The organism is Paraburkholderia sp. HD33-4 (genome assembly GCF_021390635.1).
GTDB lineage: Bacteria > Pseudomonadota > Gammaproteobacteria > Burkholderiales > Burkholderiaceae > Paraburkholderia.
This window is the reverse complement of the sequence record NZ_JAJEJS010000003.1, coordinates 1,065,543-1,091,367: the sequence shown is the minus strand read 5'-3', so window position 1 is coordinate 1,091,367 and position 25,825 is coordinate 1,065,543. Positions and strand designations below refer to the sequence as shown.

24 protein-coding genes are annotated in these 25,825 nt (G+C 63.4%); 10 read left to right on the top strand and 14 right to left on the bottom strand.

Annotated elements, in window-relative coordinates; translation table 11 throughout:
• Window positions 1–10 precede the first annotated feature (10 nt).
• Window positions 11–1,024, top strand: a complete 1,014-nt coding sequence (locus L0U84_RS39510; RefSeq protein WP_233859042.1) for a hypothetical protein — start codon at window positions 11–13, stop codon at window positions 1,022–1,024.
• Between the two features lie 35 nt (window positions 1,025–1,059).
• Here the strand turns inward: L0U84_RS39510 and L0U84_RS39505 are convergent, their stop codons facing one another.
• Both L0U84_RS39505 and L0U84_RS39500 read right to left on the bottom strand, forming a co-directional pair.
• Window positions 1,060–1,569, bottom strand: coding sequence for a DUF1269 domain-containing protein (locus L0U84_RS39505; RefSeq protein ID WP_233859040.1), 510 nt, complete (start codon window positions 1,567–1,569; stop codon window positions 1,060–1,062).
• Complete coding sequence (locus L0U84_RS39500; RefSeq protein WP_233859038.1) at window positions 1,566–2,579, bottom strand: LysR family transcriptional regulator; 1,014 nt, start codon at window positions 2,577–2,579, stop codon at window positions 1,566–1,568. Before L0U84_RS39500 ends, L0U84_RS39505 begins: the two co-directional genes overlap by 4 nt.
• A 120-nt stretch (window positions 2,580–2,699) precedes the next feature.
• On the opposite strand from L0U84_RS39500, the gene L0U84_RS39495 reads away from it, so the two are divergent.
• Window positions 2,700–3,557, top strand: a complete 858-nt coding sequence (locus L0U84_RS39495) for an oxidoreductase (RefSeq protein ID WP_233859036.1) — start codon at window positions 2,700–2,702, stop codon at window positions 3,555–3,557.
• A gap of 382 nt (window positions 3,558–3,939) precedes the next feature.
• Window positions 3,940–5,265 (top strand): epoxide hydrolase family protein, encoded by a 1,326-nt coding sequence (locus L0U84_RS39490; RefSeq protein WP_233859035.1) that lies wholly within the window; start codon window positions 3,940–3,942, stop codon window positions 5,263–5,265.
• 101 nt (window positions 5,266–5,366) lie between these two features.
• Here L0U84_RS39490 and L0U84_RS39485 read toward each other — a convergent pair whose 3' ends face one another.
• Together L0U84_RS39485 and L0U84_RS39480 are read right to left on the bottom strand one after the other, a co-directional pair.
• Window positions 5,367–5,966, bottom strand: coding sequence for an NADPH-dependent F420 reductase (locus L0U84_RS39485; protein WP_233859034.1), 600 nt, complete (start codon window positions 5,964–5,966; stop codon window positions 5,367–5,369).
• A 72-nt stretch (window positions 5,967–6,038) separates the two neighbouring features.
• Window positions 6,039–6,773, bottom strand: coding sequence for an SDR family NAD(P)-dependent oxidoreductase (locus L0U84_RS39480; RefSeq protein ID WP_233859033.1), 735 nt, complete (start codon window positions 6,771–6,773; stop codon window positions 6,039–6,041).
• Window positions 6,774–6,880: 107 nt separating this feature from the next.
• Here L0U84_RS39480 and L0U84_RS39475 point away from each other — a divergent pair, with 107 nt between their 5' ends.
• Window positions 6,881–7,846 carry a LysR family transcriptional regulator gene (locus L0U84_RS39475; protein WP_233859032.1) on the top strand — a complete coding sequence of 322 codons (966 nt, stop codon included), beginning with the start codon at window positions 6,881–6,883 and terminating at the stop codon, window positions 7,844–7,846.
• 301 nt (window positions 7,847–8,147) lie between these two features.
• Here the strand turns inward: L0U84_RS39475 and L0U84_RS39470 are convergent, their stop codons facing one another.
• A complete protein-coding gene (locus tag L0U84_RS39470; protein WP_233859030.1) occupies window positions 8,148–8,609 on the bottom strand; it encodes a hypothetical protein in 462 nt (153 codons plus the stop codon).
• A 465-nt stretch (window positions 8,610–9,074) separates the two neighbouring features.
• Window positions 9,075–9,875, bottom strand: a complete 801-nt coding sequence (locus tag L0U84_RS39465) for a helix-turn-helix transcriptional regulator (RefSeq protein WP_233859027.1) — start codon at window positions 9,873–9,875, stop codon at window positions 9,075–9,077.
• 158 nt (window positions 9,876–10,033) lie between these two features.
• Between L0U84_RS39465 and L0U84_RS43925 the strand changes: the two genes are divergently transcribed.
• Window positions 10,034–10,165, top strand: a complete 132-nt coding sequence (locus L0U84_RS43925; protein WP_267940138.1) for a hypothetical protein — start codon at window positions 10,034–10,036, stop codon at window positions 10,163–10,165.
• A gap of 353 nt (window positions 10,166–10,518) precedes the next feature.
• On the opposite strand, the gene L0U84_RS39460 is transcribed toward L0U84_RS43925, so the two are convergent.
• On the bottom strand, window positions 10,519–11,433 hold the full coding sequence (locus L0U84_RS39460; protein WP_233859025.1) for an AraC family transcriptional regulator: 915 nt from the start codon (window positions 11,431–11,433) through the stop codon (window positions 10,519–10,521).
• Window positions 11,434–11,532: 99 nt separating this feature from the next.
• Between L0U84_RS39460 and L0U84_RS39455 the strand changes: the two genes are divergently transcribed.
• The 3 genes from L0U84_RS39455 to L0U84_RS39445 all read left to right on the top strand — a co-directional run bounded on the left by L0U84_RS39455 (window position 11,533) and on the right by L0U84_RS39445 (window position 15,454).
• On the top strand, window positions 11,533–12,282 hold the full coding sequence (locus L0U84_RS39455; RefSeq protein ID WP_233859023.1) for an SDR family oxidoreductase: 750 nt from the start codon (window positions 11,533–11,535) through the stop codon (window positions 12,280–12,282).
• A 328-nt stretch (window positions 12,283–12,610) separates the two neighbouring features.
• Entirely contained in the window at window positions 12,611–13,198 is a 588-nt protein-coding gene (locus L0U84_RS39450) for a BPSL1445 family SYLF domain-containing lipoprotein (RefSeq protein WP_267940137.1), read from the top strand.
• Between the two features lie 159 nt (window positions 13,199–13,357).
• On the top strand, window positions 13,358–15,454 hold the full coding sequence (locus tag L0U84_RS39445) for a 2Fe-2S iron-sulfur cluster-binding protein (protein WP_233859021.1): 2,097 nt from the start codon (window positions 13,358–13,360) through the stop codon (window positions 15,452–15,454).
• Window positions 15,455–15,556: 102 nt separating this feature from the next.
• On the opposite strand, the gene L0U84_RS39440 is transcribed toward L0U84_RS39445, so the two are convergent.
• From L0U84_RS39440 to L0U84_RS39410, 7 genes are all read right to left on the bottom strand, one after another.
• Window positions 15,557–15,754 (bottom strand): hypothetical protein, encoded by a 198-nt coding sequence (locus L0U84_RS39440; protein ID WP_233859014.1) that lies wholly within the window; start codon window positions 15,752–15,754, stop codon window positions 15,557–15,559.
• A gap of 110 nt (window positions 15,755–15,864) precedes the next feature.
• Window positions 15,865–16,407 (bottom strand): phasin family protein, encoded by a 543-nt coding sequence (locus L0U84_RS39435; RefSeq protein WP_233859013.1) that lies wholly within the window; start codon window positions 16,405–16,407, stop codon window positions 15,865–15,867.
• A 249-nt stretch (window positions 16,408–16,656) separates the two neighbouring features.
• Window positions 16,657–17,037, bottom strand: coding sequence for a helix-turn-helix domain-containing protein (locus L0U84_RS39430; protein ID WP_233859012.1), 381 nt, complete (start codon window positions 17,035–17,037; stop codon window positions 16,657–16,659).
• 66 nt (window positions 17,038–17,103) lie between these two features.
• Window positions 17,104–19,062 carry an ABC transporter ATP-binding protein gene (locus L0U84_RS39425; RefSeq protein ID WP_233859011.1) on the bottom strand — a complete coding sequence of 653 codons (1,959 nt, stop codon included), beginning with the start codon at window positions 19,060–19,062 and terminating at the stop codon, window positions 17,104–17,106.
• Entirely contained in the window at window positions 19,062–20,054 is a 993-nt protein-coding gene (locus L0U84_RS39420) for an ABC transporter permease (RefSeq protein WP_233859010.1), read from the bottom strand. Before L0U84_RS39420 ends, L0U84_RS39425 begins: the two co-directional genes overlap by 1 nt.
• A complete protein-coding gene (locus L0U84_RS39415) occupies window positions 20,051–21,004 on the bottom strand; it encodes an ABC transporter permease (RefSeq protein ID WP_233859009.1) in 954 nt (317 codons plus the stop codon). The genes L0U84_RS39420 and L0U84_RS39415 overlap by 4 nt, the downstream gene beginning before the upstream one ends.
• A gap of 146 nt (window positions 21,005–21,150) precedes the next feature.
• Window positions 21,151–22,731 (bottom strand): ABC transporter substrate-binding protein, encoded by a 1,581-nt coding sequence (locus L0U84_RS39410; protein ID WP_233859007.1) that lies wholly within the window; start codon window positions 22,729–22,731, stop codon window positions 21,151–21,153.
• A gap of 495 nt (window positions 22,732–23,226) precedes the next feature.
• Between L0U84_RS39410 and L0U84_RS39405 the strand changes: the two genes are divergently transcribed.
• Window positions 23,227–24,117, top strand: a complete 891-nt coding sequence (locus L0U84_RS39405; RefSeq protein WP_233859005.1) for a GNAT family N-acetyltransferase — start codon at window positions 23,227–23,229, stop codon at window positions 24,115–24,117.
• Window positions 24,118–24,353: 236 nt separating this feature from the next.
• A complete protein-coding gene (locus L0U84_RS39400; protein ID WP_233859000.1) occupies window positions 24,354–25,754 on the top strand; it encodes an aspartate aminotransferase family protein in 1,401 nt (466 codons plus the stop codon).
• Window positions 25,755–25,825: the final 71 nt, after the last annotated feature.

Here is a 25,825-nt window from a genome sequence, read left to right as displayed (position 1 = left end):
GAGGTGAATCATGGGATTGCTTGCCAGCCTGTTGCGTCCGATGCGGGCACGAAGTGCGCATGACGAAAACGCGCGCATGGTCGAGATGATCGATCGAGTCATTGCGATGAACCCCCGCCTGCGGCTGGCGCGACATTACAGGCAACGTCTCGGGAAAGCCGTTTCCGTGTCTCTGACCTACATCGACAACCTGACAGGCTCACTGCCCGCACCCAACGAGGCCAATGCGAGCGCCTGGTCGACCGATCCGCTGATTCGGGTTTTTTTCGCCACACCCGATGATCTCGTGAAGGCGTTCAGTCGCTCCGAAGAACTGCGCACCTATTTCGCCGACAATTCTTCCTCGACGGAAGCCTACGCAACGCTTGGGATGACGATGTTCGAACGCCATGTGCTCGGCGTCGCGGTCGAGGGCAGCGAGGTGCGGCACGACGTATCCCAGACCACGCTTTGTTTCAGCGACCATCGCGTGCGCGTCTGCGGCAGATCGGACGCCGAGCTCCGCGAGGAGATTGCGCGCCGGCTGGTGGATCAACTGGCGCTGGAGGGGCTCGCCAGACTGGCCGCTGACCGCCGTAATCTCGTAGCGAAAGGGCGAGAGCTGCTGGCGGCGCGCGTGGCGTTACTGGAACGCCGGGGCGTGGGTATGCGCTCGGTGGTTGGGGACAGTCCAGACGCTGGTTCAGACGAGCTGGCGCGGCTGGACATCCAGATTGCCGAGAACACTCGCAACCTGGCTGCCCTTCGCGTCCCGACCGAAATCGTCGATCTTCAACTGGAGCGGGTCTGCGAGGTATTTTCCACGCCTGCCGACCATATCTATGTCGAGAAGCGCCGGCTGCGCCTGGATTTGATGAATGTCATCCGCAACGACGATAGCCAGGCCAGCCGCGAAATCGAGTTGCACCTTGCGCGCATTCCGGGCGATCCACCCCGCATGCGCGCTTTCAGACTCGTACGTTTCCCCCGTGACGAATTATTGCCAGCGGGATTGCATGTCGACGCGGCAACGCGCGCGATATGACACCGCAATCGGCACGGCTTCGTCTCGACTGCTCGTCAGGGGAAAATCGGTGTCGTGGGCTCCGCGCCTTCGAGATCGGCCTTCGGAACATGCTGCGCAACCATCTGCTCGATCTCCTGTTCTCGCGATCCAGGCACATCGGCCATGATCAGCAGCTGGCCGTTACGTATCGCGTCACGAAACCGCTCGAGTCGTGCATTCGGTTCGCCGACGCCGATCATCGCGGCCGTCCAGGCCCCGAAGCCGGCACCCGCCAACGTCAACGCGACCACGGCTCCGCCCGCAATGACGAGCTCCGCGGGAGGAAACAGCAGCGCCACGAGGCCGAGAAGCGCTCCGGTGGCACCGCCGAGCGCCACGCCCCGTTCGAGCGAGTGCACGACGTCGCTGCTTTGCAGCAAGGTTGCCTCGGGCAACTGTTCGAGTGCGACACTGTGATTCGCGAGAACATGGATATGTCGCCATGTGATCCGTGCCCGGAGCAAGTCGTCTACGATCGCCTTCGCCGTCGTCGTGTCGGGTGCAAGGAAATAAAGACGTCTCATCTCGACTCTCCATCAGTCAGACCGTCCCCCAACGGGACGATGCTCTTTATCGTACGCCTGCGGCGCTCCCGCTGCGGCCGACTCGTGCGAAGCTCCGCCTGATCGAGGAAGAAGCTCCGGTTGCCGGCCATGCGCTCGACCATGAAGTCGATGAACGTCTTCACGCGCAGCGACTGTTCGGTTCGGTGCCCATAGTAGATATAGATCATGCCATGCTCAGTGACGTGCTGCGTCAGCAACGGGACGAGCCGGCCGCTTCTGATATGAGTCGCCGCGTTGAAGCTTCCCAATTGCCCGATGCCGAGGCCCGACAGCACCGCCTGCGTTTCCATTTCGGTGTCGTTGACGCAGAGGGCAGCGGGGACGTCCCGATAGACGATCTCGTCGCCGATCTGGAATTGCCACTGAGCCAGCTTCCCCGTGTTTGCGCGCCGGTAGCCGGTGCAGCGATGCTGAGCCAGTTCTTCAATGGTGCGCGGCGCGCCGTTGTGCTCGATATATTCCGGCGATGCGCACACGATCAGCTGGATCGGCACCAGTCGGCGCGCGATCGAGCCGCCCGACGGCGGCGGTCCACCGCGAAATCCCACGTCGAACCGGTCGGTCACGAGATCCGTGAACTGATCGTCGAATTGCACTTCGAGCTGCACGCTCTGATGGCGCTTCTGGAACTCCTCGAAGTACGGCCACAGGACCGGAAGCCCGAGCGCGCGCGGCGCGCTCACGCGCAGCCGGCCACCCACCTCTTCCTTCGAGCGCCGGGCGTCGCCGAGTGCCGACGACAGAATCGCGAGCGCCGGCTGCACGCTGTCGCAAAGCCGTTGGCCTTCCTCGGTCAGGCTCAGCTTGCGGGTGGTCCGATGAAACAGCCGCACGCCCAGCTCCTTCTCCAGCTGCATCACCGCGTGACTGGCGGCCTGCGGCGAGATGCCCTGATCGACCGCCGCGCCGCGCAGGCTGCCGAGCGTCGCGGCGCGTACAAAAATGGTGATCGCACGAATTCCGTTCATCCCCGGCGCCCCTCGATTAGCAAATAAAAGTTGATTATGACTCCAGTCTGAGACGGCTAGTTTGTGTCAATCGCCGAGCCTACGATGGCATCACTTCATCACACACGTAGGAGAGACATCATGGCTGACGTCCAACAAGGTGGTTTCAAGCGGGTATGGTTCATCACGGGCGCATCGCGAGGCATCGGCGCATTGATCGCCGAAGCCGCGCTCGCGGACGGCAATGCGGTGGTGGCCGCCGGACGCAAAGTCGCGGCGATCGTCGAGCGTCTTGGCGAGTCGGCCGCATTGCTGCCGGTGGAGCTGGACGTGACCAACGAGGCCCAGGCGAAGGCGGCGGTGCAGGCCGCGGTTGAAAAATTCGGCCGCGTCGACGTGCTGGTCAACAACGCCGGCTTCGGTCTGCTTGGCGCGGTGGAAGAATCCGCCGACAAGGACGTGCGTCGCATGTACGACACGAACGTCTTCGGCTTGCTCAACGTCACGCGTGCCGTGTTGCCGACGATGCGCGCGAACCGCTCGGGCCACGTGATCAATATTTCTTCGATTGGCGGCTATCGTGCCGCCGCGGGCTTTGGCGTGTACTCGTCGACGAAGTTCGCCGTCGAAGGCATCACGGAAGCGTTGCATGCCGAGCTGAAGCCGCTAGGCATTCACGCGACCGTGGTCGAGCCGGGGTATTTTCGTACCGACTTTCTCGATGCATCCTCGCTGGTCGTGGCGCCGGAGGTGATCGACGATTACGACGAAACCGCTGGTGCGGTTCGCCGCAAGGCCATGCAGATGAATCACAACCAGCCCGGCGACCCGACGAAACTTGCGGCCGCGATGGTCGCACTGGTCGACGCGGCGAACCCGCCGGTGCGACTCCCGCTCGGGACGGACACACTGGCTGCCATCGCCGCGAAAAACGCTTATGTGACGCAGGAAATGGAAGCCTGGAAACAACTGTCGTCATCCACCGACTTTGCTGCCTGAGTGAGGAAAGTGAGGAAAGCGGCGTGTCGACATCGGCTGAGCCGCTTTCTGACTGGATGCCCGTCGTAGCCTGGAAGTCGCCGTGTGATCAGGCCGCCCGCCGCTTCCCGCGGAACACAACGCGACGGATTTGTTCCTGACGGACACAAGTGTTCTTCTGTTTGGGGCGTTTACCCAAATGGCTCGCTTCCACACAATCGCTTCAACTACCGCGAACTACGGTTTTCGGTCGGTCAAGGCGGTAACGATGTGAAGCTGGCCAACTGCCGGCCTGCATAGGCGGCTCAATCGGGCAATTGTGAAAGCGTTTGCCCCTGGATATTGCTTTGCTGCTGCATTCATCGCTCCCCGCTACCCGTATCTATTGCAATTTGGAGCTTGTATGCAAAACGATATCCTTCCCCAACTTTCGTCGCGCCGTCGTTTTCTTGGTGTAGCGGCGGCGGCCGCTGTTGCGGGCTCATTGAGTCAGTTTGCTTTCGCGGAAACGAATCGAACCATCACTGAAGTCGCAGAATCGCCGGGCGGTGACAAGACCGCTATTCGTCCCCTTCGTGTGCACGCGCCGGAATCTCAACTCAGCGATTTGAGAAGGCGTATCAAGGCGACCCGGTGGCCTGAGCGGGAAACGGTTACCGACGCGTCGCAAGGCGTGCAGCTTTCGACGATGCAGAACCTCGCGCGTTATTGGGCGACCGATTACGACTGGCGCAAAGTCGAAGCGAGGCTGAATGCGCTGCCGCAGTTTGTCACCGAGATCGATGGGCTCGACATTCATTTCATTCACGTTCGATCGAAACATCAAAACGCGTTGCCGATCATCATCACGCACGGGTGGCCCGGCTCGATCATCGAACAGTTGAAGATCGTCGATCCGCTGACCAATCCGACGGCCCATGGTGGGAGCGCATCGGACGCCTTCGACGTAGTGATTCCGTCGCTCCCAGGCTATGGGTTCTCAGGCAAGCCGACCACGACTGGCTGGGATCCTGTTCGCGTCGCACGGGCCTGGGTCGAACTGATGAAACGTCTCGGATATACGCGATATGTCGCGCAAGGCGGCGATTGGGGGAATGCAGTCACGGAGCAGATGGCCCTGCTGGCGCCGCCGGAACTGCTGGGCATTCACACCAACATGCCGGCTACCGTACCGGCTGGCATCGCGGATGCACTCAAGGCGGGCGAGCCCGCGCCAGCAGGCCTCTCAGCCGACGAGAAGCACGCGTACGATCAACTCGACTATTTCTACAAGCACGGCCTTGGCTACGCGCTGGAGATGGCGAATCGCCCACAAACGTTGTATGCGATCGAAGATTCGCCAATCGGTCTGGCGGCGTGGATGCTCGACCACGATGCCAGCAGCCAGGCACTCATCGCACGCGTGTTTCACGGTCAGTCCGAGGGGCTTACGCGAGACGACATCCTCGACAACGTCACGTTCTATTGGCTCACGAACACGGGCGTTTCCTCGGCTCGTCTGTATTGGGAAAACAAGCTCAACTTCTTTGCCCCGAAGCACGTTGCCATCCCGGTTGCCGTGAGCGTCTTTCCGGATGAGATCTACGCCGCCCCGCGAAGCTGGACCGAGCAAGCGTATCCCAGGCTGATTCACTATAACCGCCTCCCCAAAGGCGGACACTTTGCGGCCTGGGAGCAGCCGCAAGTTTTCTCGGATGAGGTTCGCGCGAGTTTCCGTTCGCTGCGTTGAACGCAAAGGTGCGGCGACGCCGTCGAGGGCGACCGGATTACTGCCTGCGTCGCCCTCGCTTCAAACAGTGTGGCTGCCCCTTGTCCACGAGGCACGATGCATCAGTCGAACTTGACCAGGTCCTTAAAGATCAGTTGACCCCAGCTATTTCCGCGCGAGTGGACGAGCAGCCCACCTTCGGAAAGCGCGCCAAGTTTGATCGGGGAGAAGCCGAGCTTTTCCGCAAGCGCACCAATCTCCGCGGCGGCGCCGTCGTCGTCGCTCGCCAAAAACACGACTCTCCTGCCACCATGCACGGCCGGATCCTGTTCAAGGATGGCAGCGACCAAATGGTTGAAGCCCTTGACCAGTCTTGCACCTGAGAAGGCCTGCGCAACGAACCCGGAAGAAGGCAAACCTCCCAGTTCCTCAGGGGGCACGCCGTAGGTATTGGTCACATCGACGATGGTCTTCCCCTGCCAGCTGGGCAGCGCCTTCGCGACATCCGGGTGCGACTCGAATCGGACAGCCAAAAAGATGACGTCCGCCTTGAGGGCTTCCGCCAGTGTTTTGGGAATGATCTCGGGCCCGATCGCGGCCGCATCGGATGCAAAGCTCTGCGGGTCCCGCGTGGTTGCAACGGATACTTCGATGCCGCTTCGCGCAAACGCCTTAGCGAGGGCCTGGCCGATCTTGCCGAAGCCAATAATTGCGTAGCTCATAGGTCTTCCTTCGGTTTGCCACGCCCTACTGCGCTCCGAATCATCGAATGGAGCGCCGACGGGCGTAGCGGGTCAGAGTTGCGCAAGGCCGCCGTCAACGGCGACCTCGCTGGCGGTCATGAAGCTGCTGTCCGGGGATGCGAGAAAGGCAGCCGCCGCCCCGATCTCCGCCGGATCAGCCATGCGCTGGAGCGGAGTCATCGAGGCAAAGACCTTCTGGCCTTCCTCGCCTAGTGCTTCCTTCGCGAGTTCGGTCGCCGTCGCCCCGGGCGACAGCACGTTGACACGAATACCTGTGCCCTTCAGATCCTCCGCCCAGCTCCGCGCGAGGTTGCGCACCGCCGCCTTGCTCGCGCTGTAAGCGCTCATTGCCGGGGCGCCCGTGGTGCCGGCGCTCGATCCGGTCAGGATGATCGAACCGCCCTCGCCCATCAGCGGCAGCGCCTTCTGGACCGTGAAGATCGTACCCTTCACATTGGTGTCGAAGGTTTCGTCAATGTGCTCGGCGGTGATCTCGCCGAGCTGAAGCGGGCTTCCCGCCCCTGCATTGGCAAAGACGATGTCGAGGCTTCCGCGCTCGGCCTTCACCGCCGCGTAGAGTCGGTCGAGGTCGGCCAGGTCGGAGACCGAGCCCTTCACCCCGCGGGCATTGGGCCCAAGGTCGGCCACAGCGGCGTCGAGCGCTTCCTGCCGTCGACCGAAAATGAAGACGAAGGCGCCCTCCTCGATGAAGCGCTTTGCTGCGGCGCGGCCGATGCCGGTGGCCCCACCTGTGATCACGGCGGTCTTTCCACTCAGTCTGTTCATGTCTTGCATCCTTCGAAACAAAAAACGACAAACCAGATTCTGGAGCACTTGATTCATCAAGCCAATTGACTAAATATCTATAAGTGCCATCTACTTTTTGGATATGTATGCTCGACAACGTCACCATCAATCAACTCCGGGCCTTCGTCGCCGTGTGTGACCAAGGAAGCTTTTCCGGGGCTGCCCGGGAGCTGAAGCGTGCACAGTCGGCGATCAGTCACGCGATCAACGCGCTCGAGAGTGCCTTCGATGTGGTGCTGTTCGAGCGCAACACTCGCAAAGCGACGCTTACGGCCGCGGGCCGCAGCCTCCTGCCTGATGCTCGTGGGGTGATCTCACGCACCGAGGAAATGAAGATGCGCGCGGTTTCGATTGCTGAAGCCGGGGTCCCACAGGTCTCGATTGCCGTGGATACCTATTTTCCACGTGCGCACCTGATTGAATGCCTACGTACCCTACAGGCGGACTTTCCAACGGTTGCAATCAATCTGCGTATGACGACCATGCAGGGCGGCGAGCGTCTGGTTCTCGAAGGCACGTGCGCATTGGCGGTGACGATCACGGACGTGCCGGAGCTGAGCCCAGGTGCCGTAGAAAGGCAGCATTTGCGTGAAACGCAGATGGTGACCGTCTGTGCGCCATCGCATCCGCTGGCCGCAATCGCGGGGCCGATCCCGCGGGAGGAATTTGGCCGACACATCCAGCTCGTCGTAACCGACAATCAACCCGATGCGGAAAAGACCCAACAGGGGGTCGCCAGTGAACGCCAGTGGTGGGTGAATGATCTCGGCGCGAAGCACGATCTGCTGAAGGGAGGCTTGTGCTGGGGGCACATGCCGCATCATATGGTTGCGCAAGACCTCGCGAATGGAACACTTGTCGAACTACAACGGCGCGCATGGCACATGCGCCCCCTCACCTTCATGATCTCGCAGCGGCGCGGGTACTCGTTTTCCGAATGCGAGACACGGCTGGTCGAGCTCCTTGGCGATCCTCGCCGCTTGCCGAACGATGCCAGCCAGCGCTCCGTCTCACGCAAAGGCAAAAAGAGCCCGAAGGCCAGCCGCGCGTGAGCAACATTAACTACGGCCTGCGCTTGACAGCTCTCGTTTTCGAAGCCGGTCGTCCCTCGCTCATAATCCCTCGATATCCACCCGTACTCTTCGGCGTTGACCGTGGCGTGCATGACAGGACCGGATGATGCAGCCTGCACGAACGCGGAAGTTGCGCAGGACCATGAGCGCACTGGCGCTAAGTCGGGAGGCGCGATACATGACAGGATTCCTTATCGATGAATTGTCGTTTACTTCTTCTCTGCGGGTAGACGTACCGCAGGTCCAGAGAGCAGTCGTAGATCGCGTCACCCTCAGCGCTTCACGTGGGTCGATCGTCAATGACGAACCACCGGAGCGTGCGAGCCGCTTGGTCGGGCACGGCAATATGCGTGGGCAGGTTGCCGATCACGCTCTTCACCTGGGCGACAAAGTCGTCACCCTTCATTGACGCACGGGAGACGGTTTTCAGGCCGCACTGTGCCGCCGTGTTCAGGCGCGAGTGAACGATGGTGAGCCACCAATCCGTCATCGTATAGCCCGTGTCGTGGGCTTCGATGCACGTCCGATAGTTCGAAGCGACAAACTTTCCCGCGTCGCCCGAGGCCGCAACCACCGCCCACGCGTTCTCGTAACTCCCGTCAGCCCGTCGCGCAGCGTCCCCCTCCATCGGCCGCGTTTGCAGCCCATAGGCCACAGCGACGCCTGCAATCGCAACGAGTCCAGCAAGATGCACGGCATGACGCTTCGCTTCCTGACGACCCGTTTTCGGTACAGAAATCATGACGTGATCCCCTTCGTTCGACGACAAGGTCTGGTCCCCGTACCTGTGGTTGTTATGGTCACCCTACAATACGATTGCGGCCTGGATCTTGTACGGAATCGTAGATTGTTTGCTGACGCCCGAACATCACCTGAATAGGTGATCGCGTAAGCCCAGCCGATACCGACGGCGCCTCTGCGGTCCACTTCGGACAGACAGCCTCACGACGCGATATTCGTGCTCTGGGATGAGTTCGTGGACTTCGCGGTCGTTGACGGCGAAGCCGCCGTTGGGCACCTGCTGTCGCGGGATTAATCGGCGTAGTGCCTGGCGCGCGCAGTTCAGGGCGCGCCGTTCTCAGACGGGTGATATGGGTCTGGAATTCTCTGAATCCCGGCTTTGGATATCGTTGCCCCATGTCGTCAGGGCGAGGTTCTCACGCAATCCTTGCAACGCCGCTTGCAACGTCCCAGCGCCAGCAGTTCGCTATCGCAGCTTGCCGAGCCACAGCGCGGTGAGCGTTGCGCGATTCCGGACGTTGAATTTGGCGTAGATCGACTTGATATGGACATGCGTCGTGTTCGGACTTTGGTCAAGCCTCTGCGCGATCTGCTTTTCCGTGAGTCCGTCGAGCAGCCCCAGCAGCACCCTTCGCTCGGCCGACGTCAGCGGAGCGTCGGCGATGAGCAGGCCGTGGCTGAGCAGTTGCTGCCGCTTGAACCATCTCAGCCCATGCATCACGAAGCGCAGACGCTCGAGATCCAGCGCAGAGAAACGGGGTGCCCGCACATCGCGAAACACGAAGAGATGAATCCGCACGTCGTCATTGAGCGAGCAACGCACCTGGATGCTGTCGCCGTGGCCGACTTCGAGGTAGTGGCGCCGATAGTGCTCACCTTCGAACCATTCGGCGGGCATCGCCTCGAACAGCAGGTTGGCGCAGAACGGCTCGTTCCCTGACGCGGCCACGACATGTGACGAGTCGACGTGGCCAGACCAGAGCGTGTCGTACTGCTCCTGCACGGAAGCGACCATCGCCGGTACCGGATGCAGGAGCCGAACCAGTCGTGGACGCCAGCCGAACAAAGGATCCTTTGGCGCGAGCGAAGGAAATCGCACGACAACGGCCCACAGCGCATTGTGTGCGTTGACCATGGCGCAGATCGTGGTTAGCAGATGGGACAGCGCGACATCTCCATCACCTGCCGAGAACTCGGCTAGCCGATCCCAGAGTGCATAGACGTCATCGTGGTCCGATGGATTGGTGGAATCCGCGAATCGAAGCATGTCGCCCCCAGGAAAAAAATGCGGATCACCGATCTTCGGTGGGCATGAGGGTATCACCTTTTCAGGTAATACCCACGCGCATCACGGCGCTCGACACTGATGTACCCCCTCCGCGAGATTTCGATCACCTGCCACTGCCTCGACAGCGAGGTGTCACCATGAAACAAGCTATTGGCTTTGCCATCGCCTGCTGGCTGTCTGCTGCAATCCTGCTTCTCGGCGATTCTACGACCGCAATAGCGCTGAGTATCACGCTGGTCCTGGCGGGGATGGATCTATTCGCGCCTTAACAAGCCGCCGCGATCCCTGGTGCAATCATCGCTTCAATTCTTGCGCACGCCGTTTGTGTGGCCCGTGTCATGAGGCGTCGATGCAGTGCGTCAGCGTGGACCACGATATCTATGCTGGTCAGGTGCTTCGTGTTGTCGAGTTCATGACGGACGTCGACGCGTTCCACTCTTGTCATTACCATTCATTGCACGCGCATCAATGATTTGAGACGTCTGGTTCCTGGCAATACGGCGCGTGTCCCTCGAACGGCTCCTCCCGAATGGGCGGGTTGCGGAAATCGTATTGTGATTGCTTAGCATACTGCGAAGAAAGACCGTCGAATTTTGACAGTCCGGATCAAATAATTGTGGCCTCACCGAGCGCCGACGTTCGCCGCGTCTCGCGCATATTGCGTGGGCGGCACTCCGACATGACGCGTGAACGCGACGCTGAATGCGCTCGCCGAACTGTAGCCGACACGCTCCGCGATCGCCGCGATGCTGACTTCGTTCCGGCGCAGCAGGTTCCTGGCGATAGCCATGCGCCACGACAACAGATACTCCATCGGTGCGATGCCGACTGCGCGGCTGAATCGATCGAAGAAAGATGACCGTGAAAGCGCTGCGGCTTTTGCGAGTTGCGCGATCGTCCAGGGCTTGTTCGGGCTTTCGTGCATATGGCGGATGGCGAGCACGAGACGGGCATCGGCGAGTCCGCGAACGAGTCCGGGCGACGCCCCCGTTCCCGTGGCTCGCAACGCTTCAATGAACAGCACCTCGAGCAGTCGCGCCAGCACGACCTCGCGCGCGGGCCGTTGCGCGCGCGATTCTTCTCTCACGAGCTTGACGAGCGTCGCCAGCCTGGGTTCACCACGCACGTGCACGAGCTTCGGCAAAAGCGAGACCAGCAACGCCGCGTCCGGCGAACCGAACGCGCAGAGGCCAGCGAGCCATTGGGCCTCTGGAGCGACCGATGCATCGCCGAAACGAAAACTGCCGTCGGGCAGCGCCGCGGGCGCGATCTCGGAGACCTCGTCATGGTCGGGCGGATCGATGCTCGTCATCGTGAAGCTGAACACTTCAGGCACGAGCACGAAGTCGTCGGCCTGAAGGATCAGCGGCTCGCAGCCATTGACGGACAACCGCAGCGATCCTTCGAGCACCACGCAATAGAACGGCTGTCCGACTTCCGTGCGGCTCGCTCGCCAGCGCCCGGCGCCGCTGAGCACTTTCGAGAACGTCGGTGTCGGCTGGAGCAAGGTGACGATTTCGGCGAGCGGGTCGATCATGATCGGACGCTTTCGAATGAAACTTGGACGCTCGATTGTAGCGAGTCCGGGCGGTCAACACTTATTGTGTTGGGACTGTCACCAACCACAGGATTCGACATGAAGACCGTCTTGATTACCGGTTGCTCGTCCGGCTTTGGCCTCGAGATCGCGCGTTATTTTCTCGATCGGGACTGGCGCGTCATCGCCACGATGCGCACGCCGCGCGAAGACATATTGCCGCGCTCCGAGCGCCTTTCGATTCTCGCCCTCGACGTGAAGGACCCGCACAGCATTCGCGCCGTCATCGATGCAGCCGGGCCGCTCGACGTGCTCGTCAACAATGCGGGTATCGGCTTTCTGAACGCGCTCGAAGGAACGCCGATGGACACCGTGCGCGATATCTTCGAGACCAATACGCTCGGCACCATCGCGATGGCGCAGGCCGTGTTGCCGCAGTTCCGCGAGCGCCGCGAAGGCGTGATCATCAATGTGACGTCGACCGTTACGTGCAGACCGCTGCATCTGCTGTCGGTCTATACCGCGAGCAAGTCCGCGGTCAACGCGTTCAGCGAATCGCTCGCGCTCGAACTGGAGCAGTTCAATGTGCGCGTGCGTGTCGTGCTGCCGGGACGCGCGCCTTCCACGCGCTTCGGCGAGAACGCGCAGGCACGCATGAAAAACGGCTTTCCCGAGCCGTACGGCGCGCTCGTGCAGCAAATCTTCGAGAAGTGGGAGAAAGAAACGGCCGTCACGCACGCATCGGATGTCGCCGAAGCGGTTTGGCTCGCCGCGACCGATCCGTCGAGCCCGTTCAACCTTCCCGCCGGTGAAGACGCGGTCGACTGGTACAACGCGGCCGCTCAATAGCACGCCGAGCAAGGCGGGGTGCTCGCCCGGGAGGCGCGCTTTGATCGCCAGGCGGATCTCGTCTGATGACCTCCTGGCCGACTTCCCTTCAGATTCTGCGTACTGACTTGATCAACGACAAAATCCCTACTGGCCCTTACATACAAAAGTGAAGCCGTCTCCTACGATCAGGTGGTGGGTCAGCACGCTTTCGCCTGTGAATCCGGATGTGCCGACGCCATCAGCAATGTCCTTTCCATGACGTCGTCGTGGCCAACAATGCAACCAGGTGGTGCACGACAGAGCAAGTGTCGGTGGAGTAGCTCTCTTCAACCTGATGGAGGCAACCATGCGCAGAAGAAACTTCCTGGGAACAGGTGCCGTAGTGCTAGCGGTCACGGGTCTGACGATGACCGGGTCTCTGGTGACGATTAGCGACGCTTTTGCCGCCGAGTCCAGCGCAGCGAAGCGACAAGAAATCGATGCCAAGGTCAACGCGACCCTGGCGCGGCTGTTCGAGACGGTCAAGGGCTCAAAAGAACTCGTGTCCAAGGCAAACGGCGTACTCGTGTTCCCGTCCGTGCTCAAGGTCGGCTTCATCGCAGGCGGCGAATACGGTGAAGGTGCTTTGCGGGTGGGCGGGAAATCGGTTGGCTACTTCAAGACGATATCGGGCTCATTCGGCTTGCAGGCAGGTGCGCAGTCGAAGGCCGTGATCTTCCTGTTCATGACGCACGAGGCGCTCGACAGCTTCCGCAAATCCAGCGGCTGGTCGGTCGGTGGAGAAGGATCGGTCGCGCTCGTGAAGGTCGGAGCTAACGGAACGATCGATACGACAACGGCCACTGAACCCGTCCAGGCGATCGTGCTGACAAATGCAGGTCTGATGGGTGACGTGTCGCTTGCCGGCACCAAGGTCTCCCGACTGAAAATCTGACGACAGTGTTGGTAGCATCAGGCGGCGACAGGTGCCTGTCACCGCCTGGTTCCCGCTGTGCCTACTCAGACATGGATGCTTTGTGAGCTCGCTCCGGCAGCGCGCGACTTCACCGAGGATACCGAGTACAGTAAGTACATCGTCGATTCAGGCCCAATCGTGAACGAGCCCCCCAAGGCGCCGATACCCGCGCCGGACCCCACCGGTTCGCCCTGGCATGCCGGTGAGCTGTCATTGCAGCGACGCGTGGGCGTCGTGAAGCAAATGGACGAACAGGGACGTCGCGTCGTTCGCGATGTTCTGACCGACCAGCATCGCGACTTCTATCCGTTGATTCCGTTTGTCGCGCTCGGCGCCGTCGATGCGGCGGGCGACGTGTGGGCCTCGTTGCTCGCCGGCGAACCGGGGTTCATGCAGGCACCCACCCCTTACGCGCTGCGTGTGAACGCGATGCGCGATCCGCACGATCCGGCCAGCGCGGGAATCTACGATGGCGCGTCGGTGGCGCTCATCGGCGTCGAGCTGCATACGCGGCGGCGCAATCGCCTGAACGGCGTCGTGCAGAACTGCGACGCGCTCTCGTTCGAGGTCGGTGTCAGGCAGTCGTTCGGCAATTGCAACCGGTACATACAGGCGCGCCACTTCGAGTTCGTGCGGCCACCCGAGGAGGTGGCGACGCAGTCGCCCCAGCACCTGCCGCGTCTCGATGCGCGCGCCGTAGCGTTGATCACCGCGGCGGATACGCTATTCGTCGCTTCATACGTCGATCGTCACGACGCCAACCGCGAAGTCGACGTCTCTCATCGCGGCGGCAAGCGCGGTTTCGTCCGCGTCGATGAAAACGGCGTACTGACGGTGCCCGACTTCTCCGGCAACCTCTTCTTCAATACGCTCGGCAATTTTCTGTCGAATCCGAAAGCGGGACTCGTGTTCGTCGACTTCGCCACGGGCGATCTGCTGCAGTTGACCGGCGAAGCCGAGGTCGAGCTCGATTCGCCCGAGATCGCGACCTTCCGCGGCGCCGAACGGATGTGGCGCTTTACGCCGCGACGGATCGTTCATCGGGCTGCCGCGATGCCCTTGCGATGGACTTTGACCGAGGACGGCTTCTCGCCCTTCTCCACCATGACGGGGAGTTGGGAAGAGAGCGCCGAACGAATGGGAGCGATCCAGCACGCGCAGGCCTGGCGGCCGTTCCGGATCAGGAAGATCGTCGATGAGAGTCTGGTGATCCGGTCGTTTCATCTGGAACCGGCCGATGGGCTCGGAACGATCCCGCATCTGGCCGGGCAACACTTGCCCATTCGCGTGACGCGCGCCACTGGGGAAGCACCGTTGATCCGCACGTATACGTTGTCTGTCGCGCCGTCCGACAGCTTCTACCGGATCAGCGTCAAGCGCGACGGCGCCGTCTCGCGGCATCTGCACGACGCGCTGCGCGAAGGCGATCTGATCGAAGCGCGTGCGCCTGCCGGAAACTTCACGATCGATGCGCTGGAGCGCCGGCCCGCGGTACTGCTGGCCGGAGGCATCGGCGTCACGCCGATGCTTGCGATGTTGCGCCACCTCGTCTACGAAGGCGTTCGTAGGAGGCGTGTTCGTCCGACCTGGTTCTACTATTCGGCGCGCTCGGTTGCGGAGCGGGCTTTCGATACCGAGATCGCGCAGCTCGTCGAGAAGGCGCGAGGGGCCGTCAAGGTCACCCGGCTGTTGACCGATGTCGAAGGCGCGGTCGAACGGCAGGACTACGATGTGGTCGGCCGACTCGATGTCGATGTGCTGCGCGCGACGCTGCCGTTCGATGACTTCGACTTCTACCTGTGCGGGCCCAGTGGCTTTACGCAAGGGCTCTATGACGGGTTGCGGGCTCTGTCGATCTCGGACAAGCGCGTTCATGCGGAATCGTTCGGGCCGGCTGGGCTCAAGCGGAGCCTGGACCGGTGTACCGAGGTCGAGAATGCGCATGCGCCCGCTCAGGGGGAGGTTCCAGTCATGTTCGTGGCTTCCGGCAAGGAAGCACGCTGGACACCCGATGACGGTTCGTTGCTCGAGCTTGCCGAGGCGCGAGGGCTGACGCCCGAATATGGCTGTCGCGCTGGGGTCTGCGGCGCGTGCCGGGCGCGCGTCATCGAAGGCGCGGTCGCCTATAGGGAGCCGCCGTCGCTGGATGTCGCCGAGAACGAAGCGTTGATCTGTTGCGCCGTGCCTGCGGCTAGCGATGGAACGGGGACGGGGCGGTTGATGCTGGATCTATGATTCACAGGCGACCGACGCTTCGTGTCCGGTCGTGGTTGGAGACCCTGCCCGACCTGCCGCCCAGGAAGCTCGCCGCTCGCCAATACGATGTCCAGGCACGGGTCACCGAGCTCGTGCGAACGCTCGCAGCACGGCGTCGCCACGCGGCGTCACGCGAGGAAACGGGAAGCCCGACCCAGTTGGCTCACTCGCAATCAACTGAAGCTCGCGCAGCGCGCCAAGCTCTGCCCGGTCTGAATCAATCCGTTCAGGCGCATCCTTCAACAGCAACAACGTGGCCAGTTCGTGCGGGCTCAACATGTCGTCGGTTACCTCTCGGTTGGAACGGAGAACGGGCAATCAAAGCCGGCCATGGCGGCATCGGCCGCACATGAAAACCGGACCCGGAAGATTTTGTGAAAGGCCGTCGCCTAGCGCGTCGACGAGCGACGTGCGCGGGGCGGACTTCGGCGTTCCGCCGTGTCAGGTGTCGGCTTTGCGACGCGCTCGAGAATGGCACGGGCCATCTCCCCTGCGTGCGCCTCGGCGACGGACTCGCCGTCCGGCTGCACCTCCAGCGGCGCGGCCTCAGACGTCATCGCGTCGACGCCCGTTGCGCAGGCCGGCAGGCCAGCGGACATGGCGCTCTCCTGGTGCTCATGCCCGTCGTCGTGATTGCTGCCGGCGTGGCGCGGTCTGCTTGCTTCCAACGCGATGTCCATCCAGCCGCGGGCATATCCGGCGAACTGCTGGGCAAGCCAAGGCATCACATCAGCCTGACGTCTGATGAACTGTTCAGGTGTCTGGGCGAGCAATACGCTTTCCCAGTGCAGTGCGGCACCTGTGACCGCGGACCTGCACGTATCCATGTTCAGCCGGATCAGCGCGGAGAAGCCGGCGAGGAACTGGTCGGGCAGTGGCGACAGGTTGGGTGAAACGGATAGGGCAAATGGCATCTGTTTAGGGCTGCTCACGGGATATCTCTCAGGTTCTCGTGGACACGGCGAGCGCTGCCGCTGCGGTTCGTGAAGCTCGTTCCCAAACCGGGCCGTTGGCCGGGCAGACGGTCTCACGCCGTCTTAGAGTAGCCATTCTAACTTTGTTAAGTTGGACGACAATTTCTATGAGCCAGGGATTTTCCCCAATATGTGGGAAATCGTCGCTTATGGTGAATGGGCGACACACGCGCGGCGTCCGGTGCCGCTGGTGTCTGGATCATCGCTTCATCGGCATGCGCTGGCCGCGTCCGGCGAAGCGACGAAATGCCCCGGCGTTACGCCGACCGCCCGCCGGAAATGTCGGCCGAGGTGACTCTGATCGAAAAACCCGACCTCGGCAGCAACCTCACACGGCGGGACGCCGTCGCGCAATAGCCGCTTCGCGTGCTGGATCCGCACCAGACAAACATAGCGATGCGGCGAGATGCCCACCTCTTTGCGGAACAGCGTCGCGAAACGCGACACACTCAACCCCGCCGTCGCCGCGAGCGTCGCGAGACTGACCGGCTGCGCGAACGAGCTTTCGATAAAGGCCACGGCCCGTCTGATCGCACGCGACATCACCACGGTCGTATCGCTGGCGGCGTAGTCGAAGATTCCAGTCATGTCGTATCCCTTCGGGCCACAATGTCAGGCGCTCCACGGCGGACATCGCGCAGCGCGAGTTCGCCATCAGGCTCGCAGCGTGACGGACTGCGCGAGCCCGCCAGCCGCCGCGGCGCCGTCCGGCGGTCCGCTCTGGTATTGCTCCAGCTCCGCTTCGCTGCGATGGCACAGCACCTGCGCGCCGCTCGCGAGCGTACGCGCGGCCGGCGGCGTGCGATTGCAGACTCCATCGATGCGCATCGGACACCGCGCGAGAAACGTGCACAGTTGCGGCTCGTTGTCCGGCTCGCCGATCGGCGGCAGCGTCTGATGGCAACGCTCGCCCGCTTCTTCGAGCCAGCCGGCGCGAAGTTCCGGCGCGGACGACACCAGCAGATGCGAATACGGGTGGTACGGCGGCGCCGACAACGCGTCGCGGTTGCCCGCCTCGACGCGGTGTCCCGCGTACAGCACGACGATGTCGTCGCTGATCGCACGCACCTTGGCGATGTCGTGCGTGATGAACAGATACGACACGCCGAGCTTTTTCTGCAGATCGCGCAGCAGTTCGAGAATGGCTGCGCCGACCACCGTATCGAGCGCGGAAGTGACTTCGTCGCACAGGATCAGCTTGGGTTCGGCGGCCAGCGCCCGCGCGAGATTCACGCGCTGCTTCTGCCCGCCCGACAGCTCCCCGGTGCGCCGCTGCGCAAGTTCCGCAGGCAGGCGCACGAGGCCAAGCAGTTCGGCGACGCGGCGGCGCGCGGCTTCGCCCTTCATGCCGTGATAGAACTTCAACGGGCGCGCCAACGTGCGCTCGACCGTATGCGTCGGATTGAGCGCTGTGTCGGCGTTCTGGAACACGATCTGGATACAGCGAAACTGTTCGCGGCTGCGACGGCTCAGGTTGGCGGCCAGTGGCTCACCGTCGAGCAGCAGCTTGCCGCGTGCCATCGGCACGAGCCCCGCGATCACCTTCGCGAGCGTCGTCTTGCCCGAGCCCGATTCGCCGATCACGCCCACCGTCTGGCCACGGCCGATCGCGAGGTCGACGTCGCGCAGAATCACCTTGTGCGGCCAGCCCTGTGAGTCGGTGCCGCCGTAGCCGGCCGTCAGACCGCGCAGTTCGAGCAACGGCGCGGCGTTGCGCTGCGCCGCGCCCGGCGCGGCCGCGCTCGATGCAGCGGGAGCAACGGGCGTCACCGCGGCGATCAGGCTTTGCGTATACGGATGGGCCGGGGCATGCAGAATCTGCTCGGTGCGGCCCGTTTCGCGAATTTCACCGTTGCTCAGCACGACGATGCGATCCGCCATCTGCGCCACCACGGCCAGATCGTGGGACACATAGACGGCGGTCATGCCGCATTGCCGGATCACCCCGCGAAACGCTTGCAGCACGTCGATCTGCGTCGTGACGTCGAGCGCCGTGGTCGGTTCGTCGAGAATCACGAGGGCGGGGTCGGTGATCAGCGCCATCGCCGCCATCAGCCGCTGCAACTGCCCGCCCGATACCTGGTGCGGATAGCGCAGGCCGATCTTCTGCGGGTCCGGCAGCGCGAGCGCGCGGAACAGTTCGACCGCTTTGGCCTGCGCGGCACGCTTGCTGAGCGTGCCGTGAATCAGCGCGCTTTCGATCACCTGATCCATGATCGTGCGCGCCGGATTGAACGCGGCCGCCGCGCTTTGCGCGATATAGGCGACCTTGCGGCCACGCAATCCCTCGAGCGCTTTCGGCGAGAGCCCCAGCACGTCGGTGTCGCCGACCCGGATCGAGCCGCCCGCGATGCGGCAGCCGCTGCGTGCATGGCCCATCAGCGACAGCGCGATCGTGGTCTTGCCCGAGCCCGATTCGCCGATCAGGGCGAGCACCTCGCCACGCGCGATCTCGAAGTCGATGTCATGCACGATCGTCGTGTCCGGCTCGCCGGGCCGGCTTCCCACCACGCGCAGGCCGCGCACTTCGACCAGATTGGACGACCCTGAAGCCGCGGTCTCCTGGACGGCCGCAAAGGCCCTATCAGCACGTCTGAACAGGTGTGCCATCATCAATGACCTCCATCGGCTTCGGGCATGCTCTTGCGGCGTCCACGATGCGGCAGTCCGTCGATCAGCAGGTTCACGCCGACCGTCAGCACCGCGATCGCGATCGCGGGCAGGATCACGACGGGCACGCCTTCACCGAGGCCGGCAATGTTCTCGCGCACCAGCGAGCCGAGATCGGCAAACGGCGGCTGCACGCCGAGACCGAGAAAGCTCAGGCTGCTCAGCAGCAGCACGACGAACGTGAAACGCAGCCCGGTGTCGGCGAGCATCGGGTGAAGCATGTTCGGCAGCATCTCGAAGCACGCGATGTAGAGCGCGCTTTCGCCGCGCGCCCGGGCGACCTGCACATATTCGAGCGTGCCGATATTGACCGCGAGCGAGCGGGCGATCCGGTACGAGCCCGGCATGTAGCTGATGGCCGCTGTCGCGATCAGCAACGGCAGCGACGAGCCGAACGCGGCGACGATCATCAGCGCGAACATCTTCGACGGAATCGACGTGATCGCATCGAGCAGCCGGCTCATGGTTTCGTCGATACGGCGGCCGGCCACGGCGGCCAGCAGCCCCAGCATCGTCCCCGTGAGCGCCGCGAGCAGCGCCGCGGCGAGTGCCAGCACGACCGTCAGCCGCATGCCGTAGATGATGCGGGTCAGCATGTCGCGGCCCAGGTAGTCGGAGCCGAGCGGCAGCTTCGCGCTGAAGCCGGCGAAGACGTCGGGCGTGATGATCGCGCCGACCGAGTGCGGCGCGATCCACGGCGCGAACGCCGCGACGAACAGCGCGCAGCTCACCATCGTCAGACCGATCCAGCCGCCGGTCGACAGATTCATACGTTGCGCGACGCTGCGACGGCGCACCGGCCGAGGTGCCGGACTGCCGCCGCCCTGCCAGGACCGTGGCGGCTCCGCGCCCTCCGGCAACGTGCTGCTGCGCTGCACCGGTTCGAGCGCGCCGAGTGGGTGACGCGAATCGGAAGAAGGTCGAAGAGTCGTCATGTCCGCAGCCTCGGGTTCGAGATGATGGCGCACAGGTCGGCTAGCAGCACGAGTATCAGATAGCCGAGACAGAACAGCAGCGTGCAGGCCTGTACGAGCGGGAAGTCGCGGTTGCTCACCGCGTCGACCATCAGGCTGGCGAGGCCCGGGTAATTGAAGATGGTCTCGACGACGATCACGCCGCCAAGCAGATAAGACAGGCTCAGCGCGATCGCGTTGGCGATCGGGCCGATCGCATTCGGCAGTGCGTGGCGCAGAACCACGCGCGCGGGGCTCGCACCCTTGAGCATCGCCATTTCCACATACGACGAACTGAGTTGCTCGATCACCGCGGCGCGCGTCATCCGGGCCATCTGCGCGATCACGACTGCGCACAGTGTGACGACCGGCATCGCATACGCGCGCAGAAAGTCATGCAGGCTCTCGATGTCGCCGCTGTACGACAGCGCGGACAGCCAGTGCAGCTTGACGGCCAGCACCAGCACTGCGAGCGTCGCGATCAGGAACTCGGGTGTGGCGACCAGCGACAGCGTACCGAGGCTCACGATGCGGTCGACCAGCGACTCGCGCTTGACCGCCGCCAGGATGCCCGCCGACACCGCGATCGGCACCGACACCGCGGTGGTGATCGCCGCGAGGGTCAGCGACTTCGGCAAGCGGCCTTCGATCAGTTCGGAGACCGGAAGATTATTCGACAGCGACACGCCGAAGTTCGCGTGCAGCAGACCGACGAGCCAATGGAAGTAGCGCAGGTAAGCCGGCTGGTCGAGACCGAACTGCTGGCGCAGCGCCGCGACCGTTTCGGCCGTTGCCGACTGGCCGAGTGCGGCCTGCGCCGCATCGCCGGGCAACAGATTGGTAATCACGAAGATGATGATGGAGACGATCACCAGCGTCAGCGCAGTGACGGCGATGCGCCGGCCGATCAACTGGGCGATATTCCCGTTCATTGGCATGACCTCCTCGGTTGAGGCTTTGGGGCACGGCGCGTGGTTGGGCGCGTCGTGCCGCTCATCGCCGTTGCGGCTGCCTGCAGCGAGCGGCGCGGCGGGGTCGCCCCCGCGCGTGCGCGCGCGCTTCGGTGCGCTTCAGTACGTTACGCGTTCCACCACACGTACTCGGCGAAGTTGAAGCCCATCATCGCGCCGGTAGGTATGGGTTGAAGCCCTTGCAGGCGCTTGTCGTTCGCGTCGAGCAGGCTCAGGAAGGTCGGAATGCCGATGCCGCCCTGCTCCGATACCAGCACCTGCATGTCGCCGTACATCTGCTTGCGCTTCGCATCGTCGGTTTCCGAGCGCGCGGCGCTCAGCAACTGGTCGAACTTCGGGTTGTTCCAGCCCGACTCGTTCCACGGCGCGTCCGATTTGAAGAACTGCGTGAACAGCACATCGGCGCTCGAGCGCGGATTGACGCTGCCGAACCCGAGCGGATGCTTCATCCAGTGGTTCGACCAGTAACCGTCCGCCGGCACGCGGTTGATGTTCAGGTTCACGCCGATCTTCGCCGCGGACTGCTGCAGCAACTCACCCATTTCGATCGAGCCGTTCGCGTCGGTCGTCGCGTAGATCGGCGGCAGCGTGGTCCCGATCGCACCGGCTTTCTGGAAGAAGAACTTCGCCTTGTCCGGATCGTGCGGCCGCTGCGGCAGCGACGCATTGAAGTAACGGTGTCCGGGCGGAATCGGCTGATCGTTGCCGATCACCGCATAGCCGCGAAACACCGCGCTGCGGATCTGGTCGCGGTCGAACAGATACTTCATCGCCTGCACGAAATCGGCGTTGCCGGTCAGCGGGTTGTCGCGGCGCATGATGAGATCGGTATAGAGACCGGACTTGGTCTCGCGCACCTCATACCCCGGCGTCGCGGCGATGCGCTGCGTCGAGCGCGGATCGACGGCGCTGATCAGTTGGACATCGCCGGACAGCAGCGCATTGATACGCGCCGCGTCGTCGCCGATACCGATCAACTCGATCTGGTCGAGGTAAGGGCCGCCGCCCGTCTTCCAGAAGTTGTCGTTGCGCACGCCCACGGTCGAGACCCCGGGCTTGAACGTCTTCACCTTGTACGGGCCAGTGCCGACGGCCGTCGTGAAGTCCGTGGTGCCGTCCTTGATGATCACGAATTGCGGCGTGGCGAGAATCACCGGCAAGTCCGCGTTGGGCGACGCGAGCGTCAGCGTGACTTCGTTGGGGCCGGTCTGCTTCGCCTCCACGAACTGATCGGCCAGCGTCTTCACCTTCGAAGCGGTTGCCGGATTCTTATGACGCATCAGCGAATAGACGACATCGGCGGGTGCGAGCGCCTTGCCGTCGTGGAAGGTCGCGCCCTTGCGCAGCTTGATCACCCACACCTTCGCATCGCTCGTATCTACCGCTTCGGCTAGATTCATCCGCGGCGTCAGCGAACTGTCGAGTTGCGTCAGGCCGCTGTAAAACATGAAGAAGCGAATGTAGTCAGCGCCTGCCGATCCCTTGGCCGGGTCGAGCGTATCCGCGGTCGACGATGAGTCGTAGGCGACCCGGATCTTGCCGCCTTTCTTCGGCGTGGCTGCCGCAAGCGCGGGGCGAGCGCCCGCCAGCAGGCCTCCCGCGCCGGTGGCGAGCATGCCCCCGGCAGCCAGCAAACGCATCATGTCGCGGCGGCTGAAACCGCCCGTTTTGATCTCGTCGTCGTACATGCGAACTGCTCCTCACTGGTGGTTGAACGCGGGATATCCAGCATTGGTGTTCGACGGCGCCCCGCGTGCTGGTCGCGGCGCGGCGGCACTGCATGAATCGATTTAAGCACTGCAAAAAATGGCGTTGATCGCGTATCGCTGGATTCGACCATTCGAAAACATGGTTTTGAGTGGTCCAAACAGCATGATTTGCCGCCCCTGGCGTTGACCCTGATGCGCGAGCCCGGCGCCGGGCGCGATGTTCGGCGCGAGGCGTCGGTGTATGCATATCATCGTAGCGGCGAGCGCACCGCAGATTGCACCGACAAAATTGGCCGTTTCAGCACGCCGCACGCAATCTTGACGACTGAACCACGCATTTCGCCTGGCATGTACGGCACTGGCGCAGCGGCACTTCTGCGCGCCCGGCGCACCCCATGATGAGAAGTTCGTACTAGTCAAGGCGCGAGCAACGTGCAACAGTCGCGGCACGGCTGACTAATCACGGAGCGACCCGTGCCCGATTCAACCACGCACGCACCTTTCACCTACCGACGCCTGACAGCCGACGACCTTCCCGCCGCGCAACGCCTGTCCGCCGCGATCGGCTGGCCGCATCGCCGGGAAGACTGGGGGTTCTCCGCGCACACAGGAATCGGCTTCGTCGCCGAGACCGCGGGCGCCCTGATCGGCACCGTGGTGTGCTGGAAGTTCGGCGCGGATCAGGCGACGCTCGGCATGCTGATCGTCGCGCCGGAGCATCGCGGCGTGGGCATCGGCCGCACGCTGCTCGCGCACGCGCTCGAAGAACTTGGCAAGCGCGACATCACGCTCTATGCGACCGAGGCTGCCCGGTCAATGTGCGAAGCGCTCGGCTTCGAGTCCTGCGGCGCACTCGACCAGATGCAGGGCGCGGCGTTCCGTCCGCCGCTCGTCGCGCTGGCCGCCAACGAGCGGCTGCGCCCGCTCGGCGCGAGCGATGCCGCGCAACTCGTCGCGCTGGCGTCGCGCGCGAGCGGTCTCGACCGCAGCCACGTGCTGCCGCCGCTGCTCGATCTCGCCGACGGTATCGCGCTCGATCGCGACGGCGAACTACTCGGCTTCTCGATGTTCCGCCGCTTCGGACGCGGCTTCCTGATCGGCCCCGTGGTCGCCGGCGCGAGCCCGGACAGCGCGCACGCCAAGGCGTTGATCCGCCATTGGCTCGCGCTGAACGAAGGCGCGCTGGTCCGCATCGACGTGCCGCACGGGCACGGCCTGCGAACGTGGCTCACGGGCCTCGGCCTCGCACGCTCGGACACGGTCGTCAGAATGCAGCGGCACGCCTGCCCGCAACCGCGTGCCGAGACCGGGCAGGCCGACGGCCCGCTGCTTCAGTACGCGGTGATCACGCAGTCGCTGACCTGATGCGCGCACACGCGCGCTGCAACCCATTGCTTCGACTCTCACGCGGCCGCGAGCGCACGGTCGAATTCCCGTTCGCGCCGCTATTAAGCACGCGCGGCAGAAAATGCTGTCTGCGGGGTAGAAAACGCTGCGCCTGCGCTCTTTGAGCATTTTTTTGGCGGAACGGCTCGCATGCGGCTCTCGCTACTATCAGGGGGTGACTCTCACCTGATCGCAACCTGCGGGGAAATACCATCATGTCAAAAACATCGCTCATCGACGCCGACCGCAAACATCTGATTCACCCGGTCATCAACTACCGCGCGCACGAAGCGCGGGGTACCACCGTACTCGAATCCGGACACGGCGCGTATCTGCGCGACATCGACGGCAACGAGTTGCTCGACGCGTTTGCCGGCCTGTGGTGCGTGAACGTGGGTTACGGCCAGCAGAGCATCGTCGAAGCGGCGGCGCGGCAGATGACGAAGCTGCCCTACGCGACCACCTACTTCCACTTCTCGTCGGAGCCGGCTATCGATCTGGCCGAAAAACTGGTCGCGCTCTCCCCCGCTTCGCTGCAGCACGTCTATTTCACGCTGGGCGGCTCCGATGCGATCGACTCGGCGGTCCGCTTCATCACGCATTACTTCAACGCGACCGGGCGCCCGGAGAAAAAGCAGATGATCGCGCTCGAGCGCGGCTATCACGGATCGTCGACTGTCGGCGCGGGGCTCACCGCGCTGCCCGCGTTCCACCGCAACTTCGACCTGCCGCTGCCGCACCAGCACCACCTGCCGTCGCCCTACGCGTATCGTCAGCCGCAGGGCGAAAACGCGCAGGCGCTGATCGCCGCGTCGGTCGCGGCGCTCGAAGCGAAAGTGGCCTCGCTCGGCGCGGAGAACGTCGCCGCGTTCTTCTGCGAACCGATCCAGGGATCGGGCGGCGTGATCGTGCCGCCGGTCGGCTGGCTCAAGGCGATGCGCGACGCGTGCCGCCGTCTCGACATCCTGTTCGTCGCCGATGAAGTCATCACCGGCTTCGGTCGTACCGGTCCGCTGTTCGCATGCGAGGCGGAACAGGTCGAGCCGGATCTGATGACGGTGGCGAAGGGACTCACCTCGGGCTATGCGCCGATGGGCGCGGTGCTGATGTCCGACGAAATCTACCAGGGCATCGCGGGCGACGCGCGCGATACCGCGGTCGTCGGTCACGGCCAGACCTACTCCGCGCATCCGGTGAGCGCCGCGATCGGGCTCGAAGTACTGCGCCTCTATCAGGAGGGCGGTCTGCTCGCGAACGGTATCGCGCAGGCGCCGCGTTTTGCCGCCGGGCTCGACGCGCTGCTCGATCATCCGCTGGTCGGCGACTCGCGCCATCGCGGCCTGCTCGGCGCGCTCGAACTCGTCGCCGACAAGGATTCGCGCGCACGCTTCGATGCGTCGCTGAAGCTGCCGGACCGGATCGCCGAAGCGGCCTATCGCAACCGCCTCGTGTTCCGCGCATTCGGCGACAGCATCCTCGGATTCGCGCCCGCGCTTTGCTTCGGCGAGGCGGAGTTCGAACAACTGTTCAGCCGTTTGCGGCGCACGCTCGACGAAGTGCTCGACCATGCGGAGGTGCGCGCCGCGTTGCGCGGCGCGAGCCGCGCAGCCGCCTGAGCGCGTGATAACATCGGCCTGCGCGGCGCTCGGCTCATGCGAAGTGCGCTGAAGCGAAAAGCAGAACCTTC